Origin of the sequence: Mycolicibacterium palauense, from assembly GCF_002592005.1 — a bacterium.
Classification (GTDB): domain Bacteria; phylum Actinomycetota; class Actinomycetes; order Mycobacteriales; family Mycobacteriaceae; genus Mycobacterium; species Mycobacterium palauense.
This window is the reverse complement of sequence record NZ_NVQF01000007.1, coordinates 76,025-99,121: the sequence shown is the minus strand read 5'-3', so window position 1 is coordinate 99,121 and position 23,097 is coordinate 76,025. Positions and strand designations below refer to the sequence as shown.

20 protein-coding genes are annotated in these 23,097 nt (G+C 60.0%); all 20 read left to right on the top strand.

All coding sequences use genetic code 11. The annotated features are described in order from the left end of the window. Positions 1 to 31 precede the first annotated feature (31 nt). The 20 genes from CSR00_RS04985 to CSR00_RS04895 all read left to right on the top strand — a co-directional run bounded on the left by CSR00_RS04985 (position 32) and on the right by CSR00_RS04895 (position 23,070). Positions 32 to 814, top strand: a complete 783-nt coding sequence (locus tag CSR00_RS04985; protein ID WP_141564283.1) for a hypothetical protein — start codon at positions 32 to 34, stop codon at positions 812 to 814. Between the two features lie 35 nt (positions 815 to 849). Continuing rightward, entirely contained in the window at positions 850 to 2,001 is a 1,152-nt protein-coding gene (locus tag CSR00_RS04980; protein WP_099021275.1) for a P22 phage gp5 family major capsid protein, read from the top strand. Positions 2,002 to 2,013: 12 nt separating this feature from the next. Then, positions 2,014 to 2,496, top strand: a complete 483-nt coding sequence (locus CSR00_RS04975; protein ID WP_141564282.1) for a hypothetical protein — start codon at positions 2,014 to 2,016, stop codon at positions 2,494 to 2,496. Next, complete coding sequence (locus tag CSR00_RS30030) at positions 2,493 to 2,861, top strand: hypothetical protein (RefSeq protein WP_141564281.1); 369 nt, start codon at positions 2,493 to 2,495, stop codon at positions 2,859 to 2,861. Before CSR00_RS04975 ends, CSR00_RS30030 begins: the two co-directional genes overlap by 4 nt. Further along, positions 2,848 to 3,237 carry a hypothetical protein gene (locus tag CSR00_RS04970; protein WP_099021273.1) on the top strand — a complete coding sequence of 130 codons (390 nt, stop codon included), beginning with the start codon at positions 2,848 to 2,850 and terminating at the stop codon, positions 3,235 to 3,237. Before CSR00_RS30030 ends, CSR00_RS04970 begins: the two co-directional genes overlap by 14 nt. Before the next feature lie 8 nt (positions 3,238 to 3,245). Further along, the gene (locus CSR00_RS04965) at positions 3,246 to 3,752 is read left to right on the top strand and encodes a phage tail termination protein (protein WP_099021272.1); all 507 of its coding nucleotides are present in this window, start codon (positions 3,246 to 3,248) and stop codon (positions 3,750 to 3,752) included. A 14-nt stretch (positions 3,753 to 3,766) separates the two neighbouring features. Next, positions 3,767 to 4,666 (top strand): Ig-like domain-containing protein, encoded by a 900-nt coding sequence (locus CSR00_RS04960; protein ID WP_099021271.1) that lies wholly within the window; start codon positions 3,767 to 3,769, stop codon positions 4,664 to 4,666. Between the two features lie 79 nt (positions 4,667 to 4,745). Further along, positions 4,746 to 5,033: a hypothetical protein gene (locus CSR00_RS04955; protein ID WP_099021270.1), complete on the top strand. Its 288-nt coding sequence runs from the start codon at positions 4,746 to 4,748 to the stop codon at positions 5,031 to 5,033. Continuing rightward, positions 5,033 to 5,524 carry a hypothetical protein gene (locus CSR00_RS04950; RefSeq protein ID WP_099021269.1) on the top strand — a complete coding sequence of 164 codons (492 nt, stop codon included), beginning with the start codon at positions 5,033 to 5,035 and terminating at the stop codon, positions 5,522 to 5,524. The genes CSR00_RS04955 and CSR00_RS04950 overlap by 1 nt, the downstream gene beginning before the upstream one ends. Then, positions 5,524 to 12,768, top strand: a complete 7,245-nt coding sequence (locus tag CSR00_RS04945; protein ID WP_099021268.1) for a VldE C-terminal domain-containing protein — start codon at positions 5,524 to 5,526, stop codon at positions 12,766 to 12,768. The genes CSR00_RS04950 and CSR00_RS04945 overlap by 1 nt, the downstream gene beginning before the upstream one ends. Positions 12,769 to 12,777: 9 nt before the next feature. Beyond that, positions 12,778 to 14,457 carry a DUF2961 domain-containing protein gene (locus tag CSR00_RS04940; RefSeq protein ID WP_099021267.1) on the top strand — a complete coding sequence of 560 codons (1,680 nt, stop codon included), beginning with the start codon at positions 12,778 to 12,780 and terminating at the stop codon, positions 14,455 to 14,457. A gap of 156 nt (positions 14,458 to 14,613) precedes the next feature. Next, the gene (locus CSR00_RS04935) at positions 14,614 to 15,465 is read left to right on the top strand and encodes a hypothetical protein (RefSeq protein ID WP_218014421.1); all 852 of its coding nucleotides are present in this window, start codon (positions 14,614 to 14,616) and stop codon (positions 15,463 to 15,465) included. Positions 15,466 to 15,483: 18 nt separating this feature from the next. Then, entirely contained in the window at positions 15,484 to 17,220 is a 1,737-nt protein-coding gene (locus CSR00_RS04930) for a Gp37-like protein (RefSeq protein WP_099021266.1), read from the top strand. Between the two features lie 169 nt (positions 17,221 to 17,389). After that, positions 17,390 to 17,734: a hypothetical protein gene (locus CSR00_RS04925; RefSeq protein WP_099021265.1), complete on the top strand. Its 345-nt coding sequence runs from the start codon at positions 17,390 to 17,392 to the stop codon at positions 17,732 to 17,734. 3 nt (positions 17,735 to 17,737) lie between these two features. Further along, positions 17,738 to 19,558 (top strand): DUF7257 domain-containing protein, encoded by a 1,821-nt coding sequence (locus CSR00_RS04920; RefSeq protein WP_141564280.1) that lies wholly within the window; start codon positions 17,738 to 17,740, stop codon positions 19,556 to 19,558. Then, positions 19,555 to 19,923: a hypothetical protein gene (locus CSR00_RS04915; protein WP_099021263.1), complete on the top strand. Its 369-nt coding sequence runs from the start codon at positions 19,555 to 19,557 to the stop codon at positions 19,921 to 19,923. The genes CSR00_RS04920 and CSR00_RS04915 overlap by 4 nt, the downstream gene beginning before the upstream one ends. Before the next feature lie 11 nt (positions 19,924 to 19,934). Next, positions 19,935 to 20,285, top strand: a complete 351-nt coding sequence (locus tag CSR00_RS04910) for a hypothetical protein (protein WP_099021262.1) — start codon at positions 19,935 to 19,937, stop codon at positions 20,283 to 20,285. Then, a complete protein-coding gene (locus tag CSR00_RS04905; protein ID WP_099021261.1) occupies positions 20,278 to 20,706 on the top strand; it encodes a hypothetical protein in 429 nt (142 codons plus the stop codon). The genes CSR00_RS04910 and CSR00_RS04905 overlap by 8 nt, the downstream gene beginning before the upstream one ends. A 21-nt stretch (positions 20,707 to 20,727) precedes the next feature. Beyond that, a complete protein-coding gene (locus CSR00_RS04900) occupies positions 20,728 to 22,698 on the top strand; it encodes a PE-PPE domain-containing protein (RefSeq protein ID WP_099021260.1) in 1,971 nt (656 codons plus the stop codon). A gap of 6 nt (positions 22,699 to 22,704) precedes the next feature. Beyond that, a complete protein-coding gene (locus CSR00_RS04895) occupies positions 22,705 to 23,070 on the top strand; it encodes a hypothetical protein (RefSeq protein ID WP_099021259.1) in 366 nt (121 codons plus the stop codon). Positions 23,071 to 23,097: the final 27 nt, after the last annotated feature.

Below are 23,097 nucleotides of genomic sequence, written 5' to 3'. Positions count from 1 at the left end.
CGAAATTCGTTCGGAGAAATGAGATTACGTGATGTATGACGATGCCGTTTTGCCGATTCACCCAACTACCGGTATGCGCGCCCTTGGGATGACTTCCCGCGGTCCTGTGTGGCCTGTGATCGGTGGTGCTCCAGATGGTGCAGCCGATGGATCGCCAGATGGCGGGGACGCAGCCAGCACATCGACTTCCTCTGTCGCTGAGCCTGATTCGGCTTCAGAGATCACCCCTCCAGAGGCGGCTGAATGGTGGAAGTTCGCCGATAAGGACGCCGCTGTTGCATGGGGAAACAAGATGGTGACCGAGCGTTTGACGCGTGATCGTAGGACGAAGCTGGATCCGGTTACGCAGGAACGTGATACACTTAAGGCAGAGGTCGAGCGCTTGAAGCCTTTTGAAGAGGCTGCGATGACCGACGCTGAGAAGCGCGATGCTCGTGAGACTGCCAAGGATCAGCAGATCGCTGAACTCCTTGCATTCAAGCAGAATACCGAGCGCGAGACCATGATTCGCAATCTAGCCGACGAGGTTGGCTTGGATGCGAAGTTCCTCAAGTTCGTTGTCACCGATGGTGACGAGGACACTGTCCGCACGAACATGTCTGATCTACTCGACGCTCTGAGTGAGAGCGGTACTCACACCAAGCAGGCACCGAAGCCGAAGGCTCCCAGGGAGTCCGACAAGGACGAGGCCAATTTCCTGCGACCTGGTGGTGGCGGTCCCGATGACGACGACAGTGACGACGCGATTGCAGCGTCGATTCTGGAAGAGATTCGCAAGGACCGCAAGAACGGCGGCTTGACTACGCGCCGTTGATAATCCATCAATTCGATCCTAGAGGATAGCAACAAATGGCAAACGCCTTTGTGAAGCCGAATGCGATCATCAATACGATCCTCGGCATGCTGCAGGAAGACCTTGTGCTCCCATACTACGTATGGAAGGACGGCCTAGGGGACTTCGCCGGCAAGCACAACGATACCATCACCATCCGTATCCCGCAGCCGACCATCGCCCACACGCGTCAGCTTCGTGCCACTGGCGCTGACCGTCTGATGCAGGTCAGCGATCTGACTGAGACCACCATCGATGTCAAGCTGACCGATGTTGTCTACAACCTGATCGCCCTGACCGACGAAGAGCGCGAGCTCGACGTGCGCAGCTTCGGAGTGGATGTTCTTCCACGCCAGGTGCGCTCGGTTTCTGAGCAGCTGGAGTTCGGCGTCGCCGACACCATCAAGAATGCGCCTTATCAGCAGATCCTTTCGGTTGCTGATGACGCGATCTACAACGGCGTGATCCGTGCCCGCCGTCAGCTGAACGATGCCAAGGTTCCCCGCGAGGGTCGCTTCCTGCTGGTTGGTTCGGCTGTGGAAGAGGCTTTGCTTCTCGATGACCGTTTCGTGCGTTACGACTCGGCCGGCGAGCCTGGCGCGTCGCGTCTGCAGACTGCTCGCATCGGTCGCATCGCGAACTACGAGGTTGTTGTGGTCGACACGATTCCTCACGGCGCTGCGTTCCTGTTCCATCCGACTGCCTTCGTGATGGTTACCCGCGCTCCCGGCAAGCCTTTCTCAAATGTGGTGGCCACTTCGGCTGTCGCTTCGGAGAACGGCGTCGCCCTGCGCTGGCTGGGTGACTACGACTCGAGCCTGACCACTGACCGCTCGTTGGTGGATACCTGGTGCGGCTACAAGGCTGTTGTGGATCCCGATCCTGGCTTCGTCCGCGCGACGCGTCTGCAGCTGGCAATCACTTCGGCCGGCACCGACCTGGGTAACACCGGGGCTGTGACCGCGGCTGCTGGCGCCAACAACACGCGCCAGCTGACGCTGATTGATGACCATGACGACGATCGCGCGTGGGAGGCCACTTGGGACTCCTCGGATCCGACCAAGGCGACTGTCGATGCGGGTCTTGTCACTGGTGTTGCCGCTGGCACCACCACCATCACCGCAGTGGTTGGTGGAGTGACCAAGACTTGGGAACTGACCGTAGCGTAACCGGGGGTAGCAGTGGCTGATTCGGCTGATCAGCTTGCCACTGTCGCAGAGCTTGCCACCTGGATGAACGAAGAGTTCGACACTGATGAGGTGTCGCGTGCGGAGATGATTCTCCGTTACGCATCCTGGTGGGCTCGCGACATCGCCGGCAAGATGTGGCCCGATCGGGATGCTGCTGATCTCCCACCGACTGTCAAGGGGATCGTGCTCGCCGCCTCGCGGCGCGAGTTCGAGAATCCTCGGAAGGTGATCTACGACGTAAAGGGCCCCGAGTCCGCGTCGTTGAATCAGCGAGCATATCCCCCGGGCTTCTTTACGGACGTTGAGTACGCCTACTTCCGGCGTTTCCGTCCTGGCGGTGGTCTCTGGACTCAGGGCACCTACCGCGACGATTTTGACATGACACTCGGCTATGTCCGGGCCATGGGCTTGGGCAAGGCGATCCCGTACTTCAATCCTGGCGATCCCGGCTGGGAGGAATCGGAGCACTCGTGAGTCGCCCCGAGGCCGAGGTGTATCGCGCGGTGAAGCGCGACAAGTATGGAGATCCCGTCAACGAGTCTGGTGAAGTCACCAGGGTTGGTCCGAACGGTTTCGGCCACGTGGGAACCGTCAAGGGCGTCATGCTCGGTGGCCTATCTGCGTCTCCTTCGATGCGCAGGGGCGAGTCATCGAACACTGAGGGAATGATCGGGATCCCCAACAAGCGCAATGGGATCAAGGTCAAGTTCGGAGACCAGCTCCTGATCGATGGTTTCTCCTACAAGGTGATCTCACCGCCGAGGTGGGATTACGAGCACTCGATGTCGGGGTCGCGCCCGCAGTATCACTGGGTTCAGGTGGTGGGTGGCGTTGACTAGGGACAACGGCCTGATCCGCAACGCGGAGGGTGGCAGCGCTTACTTCTACGCTGATCCAAACCCTGGCCTGGCGAAGATCCTCACTGGCGATCACGTTTTCACGTTGGTCTCGGATTACGTGACTCGCGTGATGGAGACCTACATCGCGAAGCTCTACGCGCGAAGTCCCGACTCGGACCACGACGCGACAAGCATGGCGAACTCGGTCTACGGCGAAGTGTTCATCGGCGGCTACAGGGATGACCGCTGGGTAGGCCAGATCACCGTCGCCGTTGAGTACGCCGCGGCTGATGAGTTCGGCCGCCACAGCTACAACCCGTACGAGGGAAGTCACGATCTTCGAGACTCCCTGTACGAGCACCTACCAGCAATCTAGGAGATGTCGTGCTCGAACTGCCTGACTGGTTCGAGGGCGGTTACATCGACGTAGAACAGTTGGTGGTCAGCTACTTTGAGTGGCTACTCGGAGACAGGGTCTTTTTGTGCACCTGGATGAAGCCAGGTCACTACGAGCTCAGCCCTGGAGAAGAGTTCGGAGGTACGCAGCCTACTCTGCGGGTTTGGCGACAGCCAGGCAAGGTCGATGATCAGACTCGTATTGATCAGTGCCTTGTTCAGATCGCGGCTATCACTCCGACGAGGCATGAGTCCTGGAAGCTAACGAATTTCGTTCGCAGGATGATGGACGAGAAGGTTCTACTTTCGACTCCGATCCATCTTCCGGATGGTTCGAAGCACAGGTTTGTGTCGTCAGATGAGTGGACCGGACCTCAGGTCGTCCCTGAGCGCTATGTGGACGAGAAGTTCATTCCGGTCACGTTCAAGTTGGGCATCCGTGAGCCCGCTGATCTCCCCAACTATGCGGGGATTCTGAAAACCCTTTCCCACTAAGAGGATTCACCTAAATGGCTGACTTTGAGACCATTCGGGACGCAAAGAACGACCTTGTGCGCGTGCACATGGAGTTCGCGATCCTGTTCGACAACATGGACAACGCGTCCGTGAGCACTCTCGAGGACACTGTCACCGGCGATCTTGACATCCCCGCGACCGCAGAGTCGGCCGGAATCATCGAGAAGCAGGCCGGCGTGTCCCTCACTCACAACATCGAGTCGAGCGACATCGAGGGCTACGGAGATTCCGAGCCTGTGCGTACGGTCATCTCCAAGCGTGTGATCGAGTTCCAGGCGAACTTCCTGGAGACCAACAAGGTTGTGCTGGAGAAGTTCTGGGGCATCGAGTTCGATGACGACAACCTTGATGTGAGCACCGGAGGTGGTGTGACTATCAAGGCTCCTGATCGCCCTGGAAACATCCACTACCGCGCCTACCTGGTTGCGACCGACGATGTGAACGGCGACGAGCTGTACGCCTACTACATCATGCCGCGCGTGAAGCTTGTGAACGTCGACACTCAGCAGTCGCAGGATGACGGTGCCGTGTCGTACAGCATCACCTTCCGTGCGACGAAGGACAAGACCATGGGGTTCTCGGTCCTTCAGGGCTGGTGCGGACCTGGCTGGCTGCGTCTCGTGGCGAAGGCCGGATTCGTGGCTCCGGTGACCTCGATTACCGCTGCAGCTTCGTCTGCGTCGATTGTCGTTGGCGACACCGAGCAGATCACTGTGACTGGCTCGAACACCTTGAACTACACGCCTATCACCAAGTACACCGTCTCCGCTGGCGCTGCTGTGAAGGTTGACCAGTCCGGTCTTGTGACGGCACTCGCGGCTGGTTCTGCGACCGTCACCGCCGCGTTCGACGGCCAGACCGATGACGTGGATTTCACCGTCACTACTTCGTAAGTAGTTGTGGCCCCGGCCCTGTGACGTCTGTTGCGGGGCTGGGGTTTCCACCTGTCCACTTTAGATAGGAGCAGATGAAGTGGCAACCGTTAAGAAGGATTCCGTCTGGGAGAAGCTGCAGACCGAGAACGAGGTTCCGGCTCTGGAGTTCAATGGCATCACCCTGACTGAGCCAACCAAGAGGCAGATCGACGCCTGGCGCAATGCGAAGTCGGTCGAAGAGGGCGAGAAGGCCCTGTTCGGTGATCAGTTCGACGCCATTCATGCGCTGTTCGATGATCTGCCGAACCACATCTGGGAGAACTTCAACGTCCTGTACCTGAAGCACTTCTTCGGTACCTCTGAGGACGATGACCTAAAAGGCTGATGCAGGTCGTTGACCGATACTGGTCAGCGATCTGCTGGGACTTCCAGCATCTTCTGAGTTTCTCTGCTTACGAGTACTTCCAGTGGGTTCCTGCTGGCCCCACGTCCTGGAGGCGCAAGCGCCCCGTCGAGGAGCTACTCGGATTCTTCGGTGTCCTGATGAATATGCCGGGCACCATGACCAACGAAGCCGTCCTCTGCGACCCAGAAACTATTGAATGGATGGGGTCTCGCACGCGGGATGACGATGGTCCGTCAAGGCCGCGAATCTTCGGTCACACCGAGGAGATTTCGCTTCTGAAGACCCTCATCGAGGTGAAGGTCGGTAAGTCCTTGCCGCGTCCTGTCATTCCTGGGCTGGAGTTGCGGAAGCAGCGCTCACGTAAGCGCACGCTCAGCGCGGTCGAACGCGCGCAGGCACGCAATGTCGCAAAGGCAGAGCGTGAGATGCGCCGTCAGAACCGCCGTTTGCAATCTGCTAAGGGGACGTAATGGCTGTGTTGGCTGGTGAAGCCGCCATTCGAATCATCCCTACCCTGAAGCGATTCAAGGTAGAGGCTGATACGAAGCTCGCTGCCATGCGCTTCGATCCTGTCGAGATCGACTTTGAAGCCAACATGGCGGGGGCTTCCGCTGAGGTAGCCGCGTGGCGCCGCCGGCAGGAGCTCGATCCTGTCACCGTTCCCGTTCGTGCTGACTTTCAGCAGTTTCGCCGTGATCTGTCCACGGTTGAGCACATTTTCAAGCGTAATTCGCTTTCTCGGGCTCTTCGCCTCAATGTCAAGGTAATCGGACTTGATGCGCTTCCAGCGCTCGCGTATGCGGCTGGTTCCGCAACGTCTGCGTTGGATGCGTTGGGGAAGAGCGCTTTTGCGCTGCCCGGATTGTTGGGTGGTGCTGCCGCATCGGTGGGTGCCCTTGCGGTTGGTATGCGCGGTCTCGGGGCCGCATTCCAGGCGTACGCGACTGATTCGAAGAATGCAGAGCAGAACGCTCGTGACCAGCAGCGGGCGAATCGCGACCTTGAGCGCTCGTACCGTGATTACCGTTCGGCCGTCCGCGACACGATCCGCGAGATCCAGGATCTTAACCGCGAGAACCGTCGCTCGTCGCTGAATGTCGCTGACGCGGTTCTGGGCGTGCAGGAGGCTGCTCAGCGCCTGCGCGAGGGCGGACAGCGTTCGCTGCTGGAACTTCGCCGTGATCAGTTGAGCTACCTGCAGGCTGTTGACCATCTGCAGGATGTGCAGGTCCGCGCGAAGCGCGTTGCCGAGGATACTTTCGACGCAAACCAGAAGGGCGTGCAGAACGCCGACTCTGTAGTTGATGCGCTCGATCGCATCTCTGACGCCCTCGACACTGTCGAGAAGGGCAACATCTCCGAGCTCGACAAGGCCATGGAGAAGCTTGCTCCGAATGCACAGTCTGCTGTGCGCGCGCTTCTGGACTTCAAGGGCGCATGGAATCGCCTGTCTGGCAACTCTCAGAACAACCTGTTCCAGGATTTGGATCGTACGATCACGAATCTTGGTAACAAGGCGCTGCCCACGCTTGATCGTGGGTTGAGTCGTACTGCTTCCGGCCTGAATGCCAATCTGAAGGCTCTGGCCGCGTCTTTGGGGACTGATCAGAATCAGTCGTTCCTGGACCGCATTTTTGGTGCCAATGGCACTGCTTTGCAGCGTTTCTCCGCTGCCTTCCAGCCGTTGATCGACGGCGTTCTGCGCCTGACTTCCGATTCAGCGCAGTTCCTTCCGCGCATCGCCGACGCATTCACGCGCGTGCTCGACAGGTTCGATGCATTCACTCAGCGAGTTTCCGATGACGGGACGCTGAATGAGTGGATCGACTCTGGTCTTGATTCGCTTACTGCGCTTGGCAACACGCTGTTGAACATCGCTTCGATCATCTCCTCGGTGTCGCGTGCATTCGCGCAGACCACCGGGTTCGAGGGCGGTTTCATCACCACCATCGAGCGCGCTACGTCGAGGCTGGCTGACTTCCTGAAGGAGCCTTCGACCCAGCAGGGGTTGACTAACTACTTCTCACGTGCACGCGATCTTGTCGGTCAGATTCTGTCCGCCGTCAAGGATATGCGTCCGTTCATCGGGGACATGGTTGAGACCGCACGCGAATGGTCCACTGTCCTCTTCTCGGTGCTGGGAACGTTCTCGAAGATCGCCGGATGGGTCGAGAAGAACACTGGCCTGGCGAAGAACCTGCTGATCGCTTATCTGTCGTGGCGTACTGCTCGCCCGATCGTTGAGGGTTTGACCACTGCGTGGCAGAACTACGGCAAGGTGATGGGCGGTCTGGCCCAGTATCACCGCACCTCGAACTTCTTCGGTCCGATGAACCGTGGGCTGAACGAGTTCAAGGCGAATTTGCAGTCGCTGGGCGGGGTTGCAGCTGGTGCCGCTAAGCCGATCAAGTTGTCGGCCGAGGCTGTGAAGAATGTCGACAAGGCTGCCTTCCCAGCGTTGTCGTCAACGAAGGATCTGACGAAGCAGTTCGAGAATGCCGGCGGGGCAGCCGTCGTCGCTGCCGGGAAGATCGGTAGCGCTGGGCGTGGATCGCTTCTCGGCGCCCTGAAGGGGCTCGGGTTGTTCATCGGCCCAGGTCTTGCTTTCTCGGCTGCAATCTCCGCACTGACCTTGGGTATCAGCGCTCTCGGTGATGCTCACCGTAAGGCTGCGCAGGATGCCGATGCCCATAACGAGGCTCTGAAGCAGCTGCAGACGACCGTAGATCAGACTACGGGTTCGGCTGACAAGGCTGCCGCGTTGCAGGCTGCCCAGACGTTCACGTTCCAGGGCCAGGGCCAGGTCAACACGATTGATGCGGCTGCCCGTTCTGGGCTCGCTGGCCCTAACCAGTTCGGTCGGGCCCTCCTGCCGATCAACGACGCCGAGCGTCAGAGCGTTCTTCAGCGCGGCAACGACATGGCAACGAAGGCCGTCCAGAACTCGGATTCTTGGAAGAAGTCGGGTGATATCTGGGAGAAGTACGGCGTCAGTGCTCGTGATCTAGCACTTGCAGCCAGTACGGACCAGAAGGCACTCGACAAGGTTCGCGCTGCGTACTCAGCGATGCTCGTTGACCAAAACATTCCGTCCTGGCTACCTGAAGTAGCTAAGCAGGGGGTTATCGCTGGAAAGCGTGCGACTGGAAACCTCCCGGATGACCTTCAGGGCGTGGTGAAGTCGACCGGCCAGGGCGATCTCTTTGCGTCGCTATCTGCGTTGCGCGACATCCCGAACAGCTTGAGCGCTGGTGCCGCGCAGGCCCAGCAGGTGAACACACTTGCCAACGGCCTCGGGTCGGTGAAGCCAGGTGTTGGCGTGTTCGCCGGCTCTGGTGTTTCTGAGGTTCATATCGATGATGCCGGCAATGCGGTCGTCATCACTGACCGCAAGCCTGCTGTGCCGGCCGAGGATGGGACTGTCGCACCGAACGGTGATGGACGTTTCCGCACGAACCTCACTGTTGACGGTACCGAGAAGTACATTGACAAGTTCGCCGATGGTGGCCTTGTTGGTGGCGTCGGCGGCCCTCGCGATGATGCGAACCTGGCGATGCTGTCGCGCGGTGAGCATGTGACCAATGCAGCCGCGGTGAAGTACTACGGCGTCGACTTCTTTAACCGCCTGAATGGTATGGAGCTTCCGCGCTTCGACTCGGGTGGATGGTTCGGTCCTGTCACTCCGTCGATTTTGGATCGCCCTCAGCCTAAGAACAAGGCGGGTGTTGCCAACAGCTCTACGCGCATGGATGAGCGCGTGACTTTCGGCCGTGCTGCCATTGACTCAATCAAGCAGGGCTGGCACTGGTATGAGGACAACCTTGCCACTAAGGCTGGGCCGGTTGATATCACTCCTAACTGGGAGAAGCCACCGTACGCGAACACGAAGTTGTCGCGTAGCGCTTTGGATGCCCAGCATGGGTATGACCTCGGCCAGAGTGGTGCTCCAGGTTCACGTCCTCGTGGGTTCTTCGACGCATATGCGAAGGACTTCCTTGGGTTGACTCCGGGAGTTTCACCGAAGGCCCCTGAGGCCACTCCTGCGCCTCCAGTTCAGTCCCCTAAGCCAACCACCCCAGCAAACAGTTCTGGAGCTCCTCAGGGGCAGCCAGGGCCTGTTTCGGCACCCCCTGCGTCGACCGTGTCGAGCACGCACCTAACTGGCGGATACCCGGGCGTCAATAACGCCGGCATCACCCCGGTAATCCCCGGCGTGGTCGCAGCTGCCGGCATGCCGCAGATCAACGGGATCCCCGTGGCCGGGTTGATGAACCCACTGGCCAGCGTCGGCGGTCAGATGGCAGGCGTGCCGCTGCAGTCACGCCTGGGCGGTGAGGGCAACCTGCAGGTCAACACGATCGGCGTGAAGCGCGCGGTCGAAGCGATGTTCCCACAGATCGCGAACATCGGCGGCTACCGCGAGGACGCCATCGAGGATCACCCGTCTGGCAAGGCCATCGACATCATGATCCCGAACTACAACACCCCAGAGGGTAAGGCGCTCGGAGATCAGATCAACCAGTGGCTTCAGGCCAACGGTGCTGCCATGGGCGTGGATTCCACCATCTGGCAGGACTTCTGGCAGCCAGTGGGTGGGGACGGCCATGCGTTGGGCCGTTCTGGCGATACGCAGGGTCATCGCGATCACATTCACGTGAAGACCACTGGAGGTGGTTACCCAACCGGGGCCGAGCAGTACATGCTGCCAGGTTTGATGCAGCAGTACCCGGGTGGACTACCTGGCGGCGTCACTGCTGACATGCTGACTGGAGATTCCAGCGGCGGCCTCTTCGGGAATATCGCTGGGCTGCCCGACTTTATGCAGCCTTCGAACATCGCCCAGTTCCTGGTTGGCCAGGCTGGGAATATCGGTTCCAGCCTGCTCGGGATCGGCACGCAGCTGCTCACCGACCTCACTGGGATCAACTTCAATTGGCTTGCTGATCTCACCCGACAGGTGGGCAATGGCGCCGGCCAGGCAGCGTCAGGGTGGCTGAACCTTGGCGGTTCCTCAGGTGGCGGCGGTGGGGATGTCTTCTCGCAGCTGCTCCAGCAGGGCATCGGCGGACTCGGCAATGTCGTTGGTGACGGTGGATCAGGGCAGTACCTGAACCAGTTCCTGTACGGCAACGGGCAGCTGCCTATCGAGGTTGACCCTTCGACTGGTCTTCCTATCCAGCCGATCGCATTCAACGACAACCTTCTTCAGCAGGGCGGTGGTCTCGCTTCACCTGGCAAGAAGGGCGGAAACGCTTATCGCGCCATGATCCGTCAGGCGCTGCAGATGTACGGGCCTCAGCTTGGAATCACCAACGCTGCCGCGTGGGAGAACGCTCTCGTCAAGCAGATCGATACTGAGTCTGGCGGTGATCCGTTCTCGTTCAACGGGAATGACTCCGACGGACAGGGCGGAACCCAGCAGGTCATGGGTCTGTTCAACTTCCTGCCATCGACGTTTGACTCCTACAACGCTGTCGGCGGATCGATCAATGACCCGTGGTCTCAGATCGTCGCGGCGATTGCCTACACGAAGTCGCAGTACGGGCAGGACCCGAACACTGGCGTTCCAAACCAGATCGGCCAGGGGCACGGGTTCAAGAGCGGTGGTCATCCGAATAGTGGTTTGGCGTGGCTGTCGCGTGGTGAGTTCGTCACCAATAGGGATGCCACCCGCTACTACGGCAAGCAGCTGTTCGATGATCTGAACGCTCGCCGGCTACCACGCTTCTCGGGTGGAGGGTTCTTCGGAAAGGTCGGAGACTTCCTCGGCGGCGTCGGGTCCTCGGCTTGGGATGCAGGTAAGGGGATCTACCAGGCTGTCGGCAACCCAGCCATGGCGGTCGGTGGCGCTGCACGCGGTCTAGCACCACTTGTTGGGCTCGGTGGAGGCGGTTCCCCATCTGTTGGGGATGCGTGGAGGCAGTTCGGTAAGAACACCGTCCACTGGGATGAGTGGGGTCGTAACCCTGCTCGCGCGGCCGGTATGTCCGCGTTTGACATCGCGTCGGCGTTCGTTCCTGGTGGCGCGGCACTGAAGGGAACACGTGCAGGCTCGGTGGCGAGCAGTGCTGCACGTCGCGGATTCCTGAAGGGTGCCACCCCTGCGCACGCGCACACCGCCCCGGATGCGATGGATCTCGGCAGGGCGCGGGCGTACGCGAACGATATCTGGCCGTACAGCAAGTCGGACAACCCGTTCACTCCGGCCGAGCTCGACGCCATCTACGGGTACACAAAGGGGTCTGGTGTCAACGGCACGCTCCGAGCGCTTGCCAGCGGCAAGGGTCACCTGGTCGGCAGTGACGCGCTATCAGAGCATCTGCGGCAGGTAGCCGGGATTGACAGCGCGTTCGGGAAGGCAAACCGCGTACCGGACGACTTCGTTGTCAACCGCGAGCTCGACGCAGCCGGCTTCGGGAACATCCACCCCAATGACGACCTGACCAGGTTGCTCGGCCGCACATTCTCCGATCCCGGATACACATCAACCAGTGTCGGCGCTGGTGGGCGTCCTTCGCCGTATGTAATGCAGCTGCTTGTACCGCGCGGCTCCCACGGGTTGTGGCTGTCTGGACGTGCTGGACGCGAGTCTCTCTCGCACTTCGGGCGAGCAGAGAATGAGCTCCTACTTCCACGCGGTGGCAGCTACACGCCTTTCGATGTGCGACCAGAGGGTAGGGGTGCCCGGGTCTTCGCGCAGTGGAATCCGCCACAGCTTGGGCTACCTATTCCAGGTAAGGCCGGCGGTGGACTGATCACCGGGCCTGGCACTGGGCGCTCGGACTCTGTCCCACTGATGGGGTCCAAGGGCGAGTTCATGATGCGCGACTACGCCGTGAAGAAGTACGGCCTGGACTTCATGCATCTGGTGAACGCCGGCCAGTTCGAGGGTGGCGGCTGGTGGATGCCGCAGCCTTACCCGGGGCAGACTCCAGGTCCGCTCCCGCAGACGCCGCAGCCTCCCGCTCCACCTGAGCCAGGCCAGCAGCCAGGCGTTCCGCAGCCCGCTACTCCCGGGCCTCTCACACTTGGGGCTGGTGCTGGCACCACCCCTTCGACCGGAGGTGCACCGGGGCCTGGGGCGACTGCTCCCGCTCCAGACCCTGGTGCTCTCCCTGGCGTGCAGGACGCACTGACGAACGTCGGTGGCCTGGCTGGGCTGCTCTCGGGAACCGGCGGCGTTGGTTCGGCACAGCCTGGCGCTGATGCGTCGCAGTCGGCTGACCCTCGGGCAAGCCTTGGTGCTGCACCTTCATCGCAGGAGCACAACCTCCCTGCGTTGAGTTCAGGCATTCAGGGTGCGTGGAACCATGTCGGGTCTCTCGTGGCTACCGCTGCATCGATGGCCGCGTCTGGAGCCTCGATGGGCGCGACTGCCGGCGCAGGCGGACTCGCTGGTGGCGCTGGTGGGCAGCTCGCCGGGGCTGGCATTCAGGCCGGATTCCAGATCGGCGGCCAGATCGCAACTGGCTTGACGAACGTCTTGTCGTCGCTGCTCGTGGGAACTGCGACGAACGGATCAACTGCAAGTGCATCTGGCACTCCCCTACTGCCGGCCCAGCCAGATACCTCGGGCGTTCCTTCGATGGTTCAGGGCCGTGTTCACAACGGCGACAACGTCTATCAGCTGACGAACCTTGACGAGTTCAAGCGTCAGCAGCGCACAACCGCTGCGCAGGAAGCGATGCCTTACATCGGCAAGTACGGCGTTTAAGGACAAAGAATGACTCTCAAGATCGACTGGATTGATGGCGAGTACCTCCCAGCTGACGCTGTGAACGATATCGCCAAGCAGGTCAACAAGCATGAGGCCAGGTTTGGATATCTCGAATCCGGGTCTGCTGGCGTCACTCCACCGGGGTTCGCCGTTGCGCATGGACGAACTGTCCTGACGGCGCAGGAGCTTGGTGTTGCGCGTGCTGACGCTACCGCCCCAGCTGGTGAGAAGCCTCTGATCCTCGGTGAGGCACACGGTTCTGGCGTACTTGAGCAGGTGTGGTTCGCCGCGAACGGCGGTGACATGACGCGCGATTCGTTCGTTGAGGACGGCGGACGAATCCGCGTCTACCTGGATAACAACACTGTGCCGGCCATCGACTTGTCCATCAACGACTTCTTCATGTACGGGCCGCGCGGTGGTGAGTTCTCCACCCCGAGCGTTGGACGCACGAAGCGTGGATTCGACTCTGGCCAGGCTTCGGCGTACCGAAACTTGTTCGCTCCGTTCAGCCGCTACATGCGCGTTGAGATGATCAACAAGACAAGCTCAGACCTTGGCGCGGTGTACGGGCATGTCAAGTTCCGCTACGACAATGCTCCGCGGGCGTTCCAGACGTACAAGGTTGCCAGCGTCAAGAATGATGCGTTCCCGGCGCGCGGCAAGCTGACTGTCGTTGATATTGATGGGTCGGGCCAGCTTGAGCACCTCTACCTGTCGGTGTCGTCTGCGCAGGATTTTGAGGCGACGTTCCTTGAGGGGAACGTGCAGATCTTCGTTGACGGCGAGCTCATCGCCGCTGTAATGGCTTCAGGCACCGAGGATTTCTTCACTGGCGGTTGGTATGCCATGCCTGAGGGTGGATATCCAGCTGGCCGCGCCCCGGACACTGATATCACCGCGGGCACGCACCAGACGATGTACCGGTTCTTCACGGCTGACCCAATTCGGTTCAACAGTCACGTCAAGGTTGTGATGCCGATCGGTCAGTACAACCAGGGCACCATGACGCCAGCGACGCTGAAGGTGTCCGCGTCGGCCGGCATGTGGTTGGACGACAAGCCTGACCGAGCACCCGTCCCGCAGACCATGCGCAATGTGGTCCTGCTTGAGGACAACCTTGACTATCCGATCGGCACTGTCCCCACCGACTTGTGGACCCAGCCACCCGACAGGACCCAGGCGGTGTGCACGGGGACGACCATCTCGTTCCCAACTGCTGCAACTGAGCCTGGTCAGGATATGCGTATTGCGCGCAAGTATGTCTTCCTTCCCGAGAACTACTGGGTTGAGACGAAGATGCGGATCCGCGGAGAGTTCAACGACCTATCTGCTGGGTTGATGGTTTCCGGGTCGGGAACGGACGGATACTTCGGCGGCGCTACTCATGTCTCACTCGTGAGGGCATCTGTAAACAACTGGCAGGTCAAGGCTTTCGACGGTTTCGACCAGCCGTTCGTGATGAACATCGGTGACGGAACAGACCTCACTGACACGTGGGTGTGGTTGGCGATGCGTGTCGAGGGGTCCAAGCGTACCGCGTTCTTCCGCTTTGACGGGGCTACTGACTGGCATCCCGTTGGCAGCTTCACCACGTCGCATAACGAGCAAATCTTCGGCCTCTACTCGTGGCAGTCCTACGCCGAGTTCGACCAGCTCAACGCGTACGCGGTCGACATTAACTAGTAGAGAGGGGCTGGTGTGGGAAAGGTAAGTGAACTACTCCCCATTCAGCTAGGCGGTGGACCGCTACCTCCCACTGGTTCATTCCCCGCTGGGGCAGGCCAGTTTTCGGAGCGCACCGCCAGGATTGAGATCTTCGGCGTCCATGGAGAGCACTTCGTGATCTCTGGCCATGGAAAGGGCGACCAGGGCGTCGAGCTCATGCCGAACCTGAAGGGTGCAATCGACGCCCCGGTGAAGTCATTGTGGCTACCTGGAGCGTTCGGCCAGACATTCGTTGACTTTCGCTGGGAGCGACGCGATGTCGTCTTCACGGTCAACATCTTCGCCGACGACGACGACCCTGAGACGTGGAGGACCATCGACTCGAAGTGGCGTTTCGCATGGGATTACGTGCAGGAGAGCACGATTCGTTTCACCACGTCGGATGGCTATCGCGACCTCAAGGTTCGCCTCCTGGAGGAACCGCAGGCATACGAGTCAGCTTCATGGGAGGGGAAGGATCCGGCTCTCTACGCCATGTCGACCGTTGTGATGACGGTGGCAGCCGAGTTGCCATTCTTCGTGGGGCCATCCGACTTCTATGAGTGGGAGGGCGACGGAAGCATCGGGAAGACTTCGGTGCGCCTCGATGTCGATTGCGATGTCCCGGTGTGGCCGAAGTGGACTCTTACCGATCAGGCCCGATGGCGACTTCCTGATTTCTCGTTCGGAAACCAGGAGTACGCGCGCGGCGTAATGGATTCCGGCCGCACCGTCGAACTGCCGTTTCTTCCAGTCGACGCAGGCTGCGTCGCTGACTCGGATCCGCGAGTCCAGACCCTGCTCGCAGCCAACAGGATGCACCTCCAGGGCCTCTGGAAGGGACAGGACTTGCTGTACCCGATCCCTGGTGGGACTTACTCAACCATCCCGGTCAAGGTTCGCGACGCGGTCGCCGGCTATGCGATGCGCCTGGAGATTCCCAAGTGGTACACGAGGCCGTGGTCGCGCCCCATTGGCGTTCTCTAACTAGAGGTTTGATCCAAGATGACCCTCACGCTTGAGCGTGCTAAGGCACTAGATTCTATCGAGACCAATGTCGCCTCTTGGCGTCAGGAACTCGCATGGATGCGCGCGGCTAAGCCGACTATCACCTTCTACCGCAACCCTGCTGATGGATCCGAAGGCTTGGAGTACTTCGGCCGCGTCCACTACAACGACACCATTCGAGCATCGTTCCCGTTCAAGAAGAACGTCTCAACCACCGCGGTCATGGAGTTGCGTTTCGACCACTACATCTCGGAGTGGATGCGGGAGATCCCAAACGATCCTAATCAGTGCAAGAACGTAGTAATCCGCGTGGATATGTTCGGCGGGAAGCTGCGCTGGACGGGCCTTCTGCACCATCACGCGAAGAAGCAGCGTGACGGCATCCACTATATGGAACTGACGTTCAACGACGACTTGCAGTTCCTGCAGTTCTTGCTAGGACCCCCGAATCCTGCTCTGCCACTTGGTCTCTTCCAGTGGCCGAGGGTGCTACCTATTTTGGGCCCTGCGAAGTGGGCCTGTTCTACCATGATCTTGCTGAATCTCATTCGCCGCGAGGGCAATTTGTGGACGCTGCCGGATGATCCATTCGATCTGTCCGAGTGGATTGGGTGGGCTCCAGGCCAGTGGGAGAACTGGCAGGTCCACGTTAAGGCTAAGGCCCTCCCACTAGATGACTCGTCGCTGTGGACCGTCCTGGGCACCCGTATGAACCCGATCGACTCGGTTCTCGCTGATGCTTTGGATGATGCGCAGCTGACCCTCAAGTACCGCCGCTGCTTCACCGACGAAGGTGAGACCGAGGATGGGTTGCTGTTCGTTGATCAGCCAAAGAACGGTGCACTCGTCTTCTGGCTTGACGACGATTCCGGCTACTACAACGAGGCTCTCGGCGGAACTTTCCTTGGCGGATCGATTGTCGATGGAATGGCGCGCAGCGTTGTTCAGTATGTCGGCGGGTTCGTTGAGGACACTGCGAGGACGATCGCAGACGATGAGACCTACTACCCTGACGAGTACTACGGATCGGGGTGGTTGGCCACCCTTGCCCAGGCTCCCTGGCTTGTAGTCAGGGACAACTCATGGACTCCGATGGAAACATCGGAGTTGACGTGGAGTCCAGCTACCGCGCCGAATGTTGTGATCGGTGGTGACAACCCGGCAGCTGACGCTATCGCGCGGTTGATCATCTCGACCACCGGAAACATCCTGGGGTACTTCCTACTTGGCGGTTTCTCCTCAGCCGGCGACATCGCGGCGGACGTGATCATGCCGTTCCTGGTGGGGACGATCCTGGCGTGGATTGACTGGAAGAACGTAGGCCGCGCAAAGCAGCTCGGCTGGGTGCATCTCTGGGAGGTCTACCAGCAGGGCGCTGAGAACAATGTGTGGAGCCTGAGTGCCATCGCAGCGCTGCGTGGTGGGTTCCTTGCAACGCGCTCTGAGACTTCGCATCTCATCTCGATGAACGGCAACAGTTGGATCATCCCCGGCTCGCACTTCGAGATCGGTTCCCGCGTTGGTTCGACCTCTCGCGGATACCACAACATCATTTTCGTCAACCAGTGCGAGGAGATCATCCCGTCCTGGGATCACTCCGGGGATACACCGTTGACCGTTCAGGCGAAGTTCGGCCAGAACAAGGCTGCGATGAGCGTTGGTGAGCGGATCGCCCGTCTCGCGAAGAAGATCCGCGACATCGTTCAGAACATCGGCGTCCACCTCATCGCATAACTAGGTGCGCTAATTAGTTTGCTAGAATAGAAAGTAGTGTAGGAGCAGACTTATGGCACCTTTCAATGTGCATCCACCCGACCCTGACCACCCGAAGGGATTGGCGTGGCTTCTGGGCGTTGGGTTCGTGGACCCGCGACCTGGTGTTCACCCCAATCAGCCTGGCGCTGTGATCCAGTCCTGGGAGCCAACTTCTGAGCTCTATTGGGACTTGGGGATTCGATGGCACCCCGAGCTCGCGACGAAGTGGGCTGTCGGGGGTGGGCAGTTCCAGCCGGCCGAGATTGTTGACGAGAAGCCTGCGGACGCTGAACCGCAGACGATGGAGCAGGCGGCCGAAGAGGTTCTCGAGATGCTCGCCGATGAGCACCCGGAGTACGCGGAACTCCTGAAGAAGATCCATTCCGTTGGGTCCGACGAGGAGCGCGCGAAGTTCGCGAAGCAGTACGAGGGCGAGATCAAGAAGCTGATCACGCTGGTGAATTACATCAGCAGTAAGCCAAAACAGGAGTAACCAATGGGTGCTATCCCTTCGGGTAGCGATCCCTCTGGCTACGACATCACCGGCCATGACGGCGCGGTTGTTGGCGCAGGGCTTTCTGTCCTCGCTAATCGGACTCGGGAAAACGTTGAGGCCGCCAAGAAGGCCGAAGTACGCGGACAGATGTCCGGATACTCGGACCAGGTGTTCGAGGGTGTCGATGCCTCCAAGGGGATCATTCATGCGGCCCTCGCGGCTTTCAGTGCCAAGCTCTTCCCGGACGTTGACCAGTCAGGGATCGGACACACGTCCGAACTGCTGAACACGCTGGGCAAGGTGCCGTTCCTCGGTGAGCTGATCGAAGTCATCACTGGCGTTGAGGACGGCGACTACAACGATCTGGGCACGTTCTTCAACGCCCTCATCGCGGCCATTCAGGCGGCTGCACAAGCGTTTGCTCAGATGCTTCAGCAGGTCCCAATCATCGGCGACATCATCGAGGTTCTCAGCGGCGTCGAGGACGGTGACACCACAGACCTTGGAACGTGGGGACTGCAGATCCGCTACGACATTCAGCAGACCATCGACAATATCGTGACCAGCTTCTTCGGCTGGGTTGGCAACCTGTTCGATCACGACCAGGCGCAGCAGGCGATGCAGGATGCGGCGTCGACAATCTCGGCGCTGAGTGCGCAGGTGACTGCGTTGCAAAGCAATCAGAACAACCAGGCTGTCGGCGGCGTGTCCTTCCTGGTGGACTTCACCGCTCTACCTAGCGGTTCTACGTTCGGATCGGACTTCACGCACATCCGCACTGGCGGTGGCGGCCACTTTGAGATCGTCAACGGTGTCGGCGCCGACTGGCATTCAGTCAACGACACGGACGCGACAGATGCCTACGTGTACAACGCTTTGGCGACCGCGACCGACTACCAGAAGATTTGGATGGTGTCTGGCTCAGCGCCGGTCACATTCCTGGGCAACAGTGGACGCAATGAGATCCACGGACGCAAGAACGCTGCCGGTGATACGTACGTGTACGCGTCGATGGAGAAGTACCGCGCAGAGCTCGGCTGCGTAGTTGGCGGCACCCGCATCATCTGGGCAACGAAGACAACAGGCTTCAGCTACAAGGCACAGGGTTTGTACGCGTTGGAGTGTGGAACGATCGGCGGCTTGCGCGTCTTCCGCCTCCTAGAGGGCAGCAAGGTCATCCTCACGCACACCGAGGTTGGCACCACCTCACAGGTCGGCATGTCGTACCGCGGTACTGGTGGGTTGGGATTCGCCTACGCTTCTGCGTCTGGAACCATTCCACCCGGCACGATGTGGGCATTCGCTGGCGGTGACAACCAGCCGGCCGAGGTAACCGGATCCGGTGCTCGCATGTTCCGCGCCGACACCGCAGAGCTGTCCATCTCCAGCGGGACACACCTATTCCCTGACAACTTCTTCGACAACGTCTACGCCAGCACGTCGGACATCCTGTACGACTTCACAACTGGAAAGTTCACCGTATCGGTGAAGGGTTGGTACACCGTCTATGCGCGCGTATCCCTCGCTGGTAACACGCCGAACAACCTGTCGCTGATCCTCTACCACAACGATGCTCCCGAGATGTACATCGGACAGCCGGTCGGCCACTTCTCTGGAACCAGGATCACCGGCGGTGGAGATACCTACTACTCACCGGATTACCCGGAGGGAATCTTCGCCTCCGTGTCGCTATACCTCGACGCGAACGACTGGGTGCAGCTCGGCTACTACTCGCCTTCAGCTGCCTCCAGCTTGATCACTGGCGAGGGCTCTGGCGCGAAGACGTACTGGGGAATCGCCAGGACAGGAGTCACGAATTGATCAGCGATATCGACATCGCGTACGACGCGTACGCAACACAGGTTGACCACAACCTTTACACCACTGGGCCATCCGAAGACCTCCAGACGGCGCTGCAGGCCGGGTCGTCGGACGACGTGATGTCTGCAGTTCGACAGATGGCTCGCGACGCGTGCGCTAAGGCGAAGCTTCTGTGGACAGGTTCGCCTGAGGGGACGATTCTACGCAACCACAGGACTGGGATTTCAGCTACAAGGATCACGAACTCGGCCGGACTTCCGTTGTGGGAGTTCAGCGGTCTGGGGAGCCCAACCTTCAGTACCGAGCCGGTGCTGCTTCCGGAGGACGAGTGGAAGTGCGTCTACGACCCGACCGCCGAGATCTAAGAGGAGAAGCTATGGCGACGAAGAAGAATGATGCTACCGCGCTGGACGCGCTGTTCGATGCGTGGGACAAGACGACCGGAGGCGGACGTGACGAGGCTGCCGCCAGGAAGGTGTGCGACGAGTATGTCGCAGCCCACCCGGACGACTTCAGTGAGTTCGAGGCGTGGAGTCTTGAGGAGTGCGTAGCGGCGGTCGACGTATTCCGCGATGCTGCGGCGACGTTCCGCTCGCGCGGGCTGAATGCCCATGCTGTGACTGCTGATTCAAACAAGCTGAAGCTCGATGTGTGGCTCCTGCATCGGTTTGAGCCTCAGGACATCGGTGGGGCCGCGAAGGTTAAGGTGAGGATTCCGAATGGCTAACGCCGCATACATCACGAACTCCGCAGCACAGCAGATGCTTACCGCGCTCGGTGCTGCTATCGATGCCGGCAGTGCAGCTGTCATCGAGATCTACTCTGGGGCTGCCCCGGCGAACGCCGATGCATCTCAGACCGGAACGCTCCTGGCGAGCCTGACATGCCAGGCCACTGCATTCTCCGGCCTGACCGACACTGGTACTGGTGCCCGCGCCACCTTCGCGTCAATCACTGCCGACGCCTCGGCTGATGCGACTGGAACAGCTGGGTACTTCCGCATCAAGACGCAGACCGGCGGTTCGGCCGTGTTCCAGGGAACTGTCGGCACGTCCAGCGCTGACCTGATCATGAATACCACTTCGATCACTGCCGGTTCGACTGTGTCGATTTCGTCGGCGACCATCGATCTTCCTGAGGGTCCATAAGGGCCTCTCCTAGGGGCCTGAATGCCTATCTCCCATGTTGGTTCCGCCAGCCTCACCGGGGGCGACTACCTAGAGTTCAGCGGCAGCGCGTACAACACTACGTCAGACTTCGCCGCTGGCACGACCATGCCTTACGACCTTCTGGTCGTAACCATCATCGGCTACTCCACCAGTAACACTGGCACGATCGACTACACGGTGCAGTGGAATGGCACCGAGATGACGCCATTCCCGATGGCGTGGGGTGACAACGACACCGGTTTGTCGAGCACTGGACACATTCAGCATTTCGTGTTGGCGAATCCAGTAGGCGGCACCCACCCGGTGTATATCGAGTGGACTCTGGAGAGCACCTCTGCAGTGTTCCGCATCAACGCTGAGGCGACCCTGTATCGCGGCGTTGACAGTGTTGGCGGCCACACGATCGCGGCGGGAACTGAGTCCGGTTCGACGTTCTCGTTGACTATGTCATCGGCGGCTGAGCGGATGATCCATCACGCCGGCCACATGGAGCCGTTGTTCTCGACCGCGGTGTCTGACTACAACCAGACGCTGATCACGTACATGGACGTTGGTCAGTACTGTCAGGGCGTCGTCGGCTATGCACCTGGAGCGTCGTCGGTGACGTTCACCGCGAGCCGCGTCAGTGGTGCAGACTATGCCGGCGCGGCCTTCGAGATGTATCCGCTGACCCCCCAGGGGGCGATGTCGGCATCCCTGCGTCCCGTACTGGCCAGCCTTCCCGCGGCGCAGAGCTACCCAGGAACGCTCGGCGCTGCATTGGGGATCCTCAAGTCGGTCATGACGGGCGGACAGTCGCAGCGAGGCTCTGTGGCCTCCCAGTTGAGCGCAGTGACGGCGTCGCTCACTGGTGAGCACGAACTCGACGCAGCGATCTCCGCTGACCTGCAGGCACCTGCCGCGGGGCTCGTCGGGGAGAACATCCCGGCTGATTCCGCATTGGCAGCTCTTCTAGCTACGCCTACTGCCGGCATGTCGGGTGTCGAGGTGGAGACCGGAAGCATGGGCGCAACGCTCGCTAATCCGCTGATTGTTGGCTACGGGGCGCAGCCATTCTATGGCGGCATCGTGGCGTCTGTCCGTGGTGTCGACTCTATCCTCGCTGGGTCGGCTATCAGCCTGGCGGGTGCGATGGCAGCTGACTTGTCGCACCTGCACATGATGGCTGGCCGGGCATTCCAGGTGTTCGAGTCCGGGACTGTCTTCACGCTTTCGGGTCTGTGCTTCAACCTGTACAACGACATGCCTGAGAAGTTCCAGGGCAGGTTTGCATCCGCGCCGTACAACATGGTGCAGATCAAGTACCCCGCATCGTTGAAGAGCACCTCAATCTCTGACGGTGTCGCAATGCTCGATGCCGCAGTGCGGAGCACGCCTGGGAAGAAGATCGTCCTAGCTCAGTCCCAGGGCGCGCAGGTTGTGTCGCATTGGCTGGCACTGCACTGGGATGACGACACTGCACCGCCTGCGGATGAGCTGATGTTTATCCTCACCGGTAATCCGTTGCGCTCCACTGGCGGTGGCGGTGGCATCGGGACTGTAGAGGTCGGCGAAACCATCGGTGAAGCGACCCTGACGAATACGCGTTGGCACGTCATCGACTTTGCGCGACGGTACGACGGTTGGGCGGACTCCCCTGCCGATCACACGAACGTGTTGGCGATGAAGAACGCTGACAAGGGAAAGTCGGAATATCACACGGCTTACGACGAGCCTGACCTGTTCGACCCTAGCCACATTGCGTGGAACTTCGAGAACACCACATATGTGCTCACTCAGGAGGACTTGCCTTACCTGAAGGGGCAGTGGTGGGTGAGCCCGAACGCGGCCTCACAGATGAAGGAGAAGGTCGAGGAGGCATACCAAGGAACTCCTCGCCGGCCAGCTGATGATGTCCCTGTCGTGGTGACACCAACCGAAAACTGGTTCTGGAAGTGGGTGTTGGAACAGTACGACATCGACACAGGGTGATTATCCGTGACTATTGACATCAATTTGGCCGTCGCTCTTATCGGTGTACTTTCCGCATTCCTCAGTGGTGGAGCGCTGAAGGCTGTGTGGGACACCCTGTTTGGGTGGAAGAAGCGTCATCGGGAGGAGGAGGCGGCCCGCGAGCAGCACGAGCTCGATGAGGTCCAGACACTGCAGAAGTTGTCTGCCGCTTTCCGTGAGGAAGTGCGCAATGAGAATAACGAGTTGCGGGAGCGTATGGACAAGGTGGTCGACGCCGTGACTGGCTTGACGGACACCTTGGATGACTACTTCCCGAAGATCACTGGGCTGACGGATGACGAGCGTCTCGCCCTTCGCCAGCGCATCAACAAGGTTAAGCGCGCTACTTAAGCGTGATAAAATGAAGGTGAGGACTTA

What these genes read in the sequence shown, in the direction of transcription:
- CSR00_RS04950 (WP_099021269.1), top strand. Translation starts at nt 5,033, where the DNA reads ATGCAGGTCGTTGACCGATACTGGTCAGCGATCTGCTGGGACTTCCAG.
- CSR00_RS04900 (WP_099021260.1), top strand. Translation starts at nt 20,728, where the DNA reads ATGCCTATCTCCCATGTTGGTTCCGCCAGCCTCACCGGGGGCGACTAC.
- CSR00_RS04980 (WP_099021275.1), top strand. Translation starts at nt 850, where the DNA reads ATGGCAAACGCCTTTGTGAAGCCGAATGCGATCATCAATACGATCCTC.
- CSR00_RS04910 (WP_099021262.1), top strand. Translation starts at nt 19,935, where the DNA reads ATGGCGACGAAGAAGAATGATGCTACCGCGCTGGACGCGCTGTTCGAT.
- CSR00_RS04985 (WP_141564283.1), top strand. Translation starts at nt 32, where the DNA reads ATGTATGACGATGCCGTTTTGCCGATTCACCCAACTACCGGTATGCGC.
- CSR00_RS04930 (WP_099021266.1), top strand. Translation starts at nt 15,484, where the DNA reads ATGACCCTCACGCTTGAGCGTGCTAAGGCACTAGATTCTATCGAGACC.
- CSR00_RS04920 (WP_141564280.1), top strand. Translation starts at nt 17,738, where the DNA reads ATGGGTGCTATCCCTTCGGGTAGCGATCCCTCTGGCTACGACATCACC.
- CSR00_RS04940 (WP_099021267.1), top strand. Translation starts at nt 12,778, where the DNA reads ATGACTCTCAAGATCGACTGGATTGATGGCGAGTACCTCCCAGCTGAC.
- CSR00_RS04945 (WP_099021268.1), top strand. Translation starts at nt 5,524, where the DNA reads ATGGCTGTGTTGGCTGGTGAAGCCGCCATTCGAATCATCCCTACCCTG.
- CSR00_RS04905 (WP_099021261.1), top strand. Translation starts at nt 20,278, where the DNA reads ATGGCTAACGCCGCATACATCACGAACTCCGCAGCACAGCAGATGCTT.
- CSR00_RS04960 (WP_099021271.1), top strand. Translation starts at nt 3,767, where the DNA reads ATGGCTGACTTTGAGACCATTCGGGACGCAAAGAACGACCTTGTGCGC.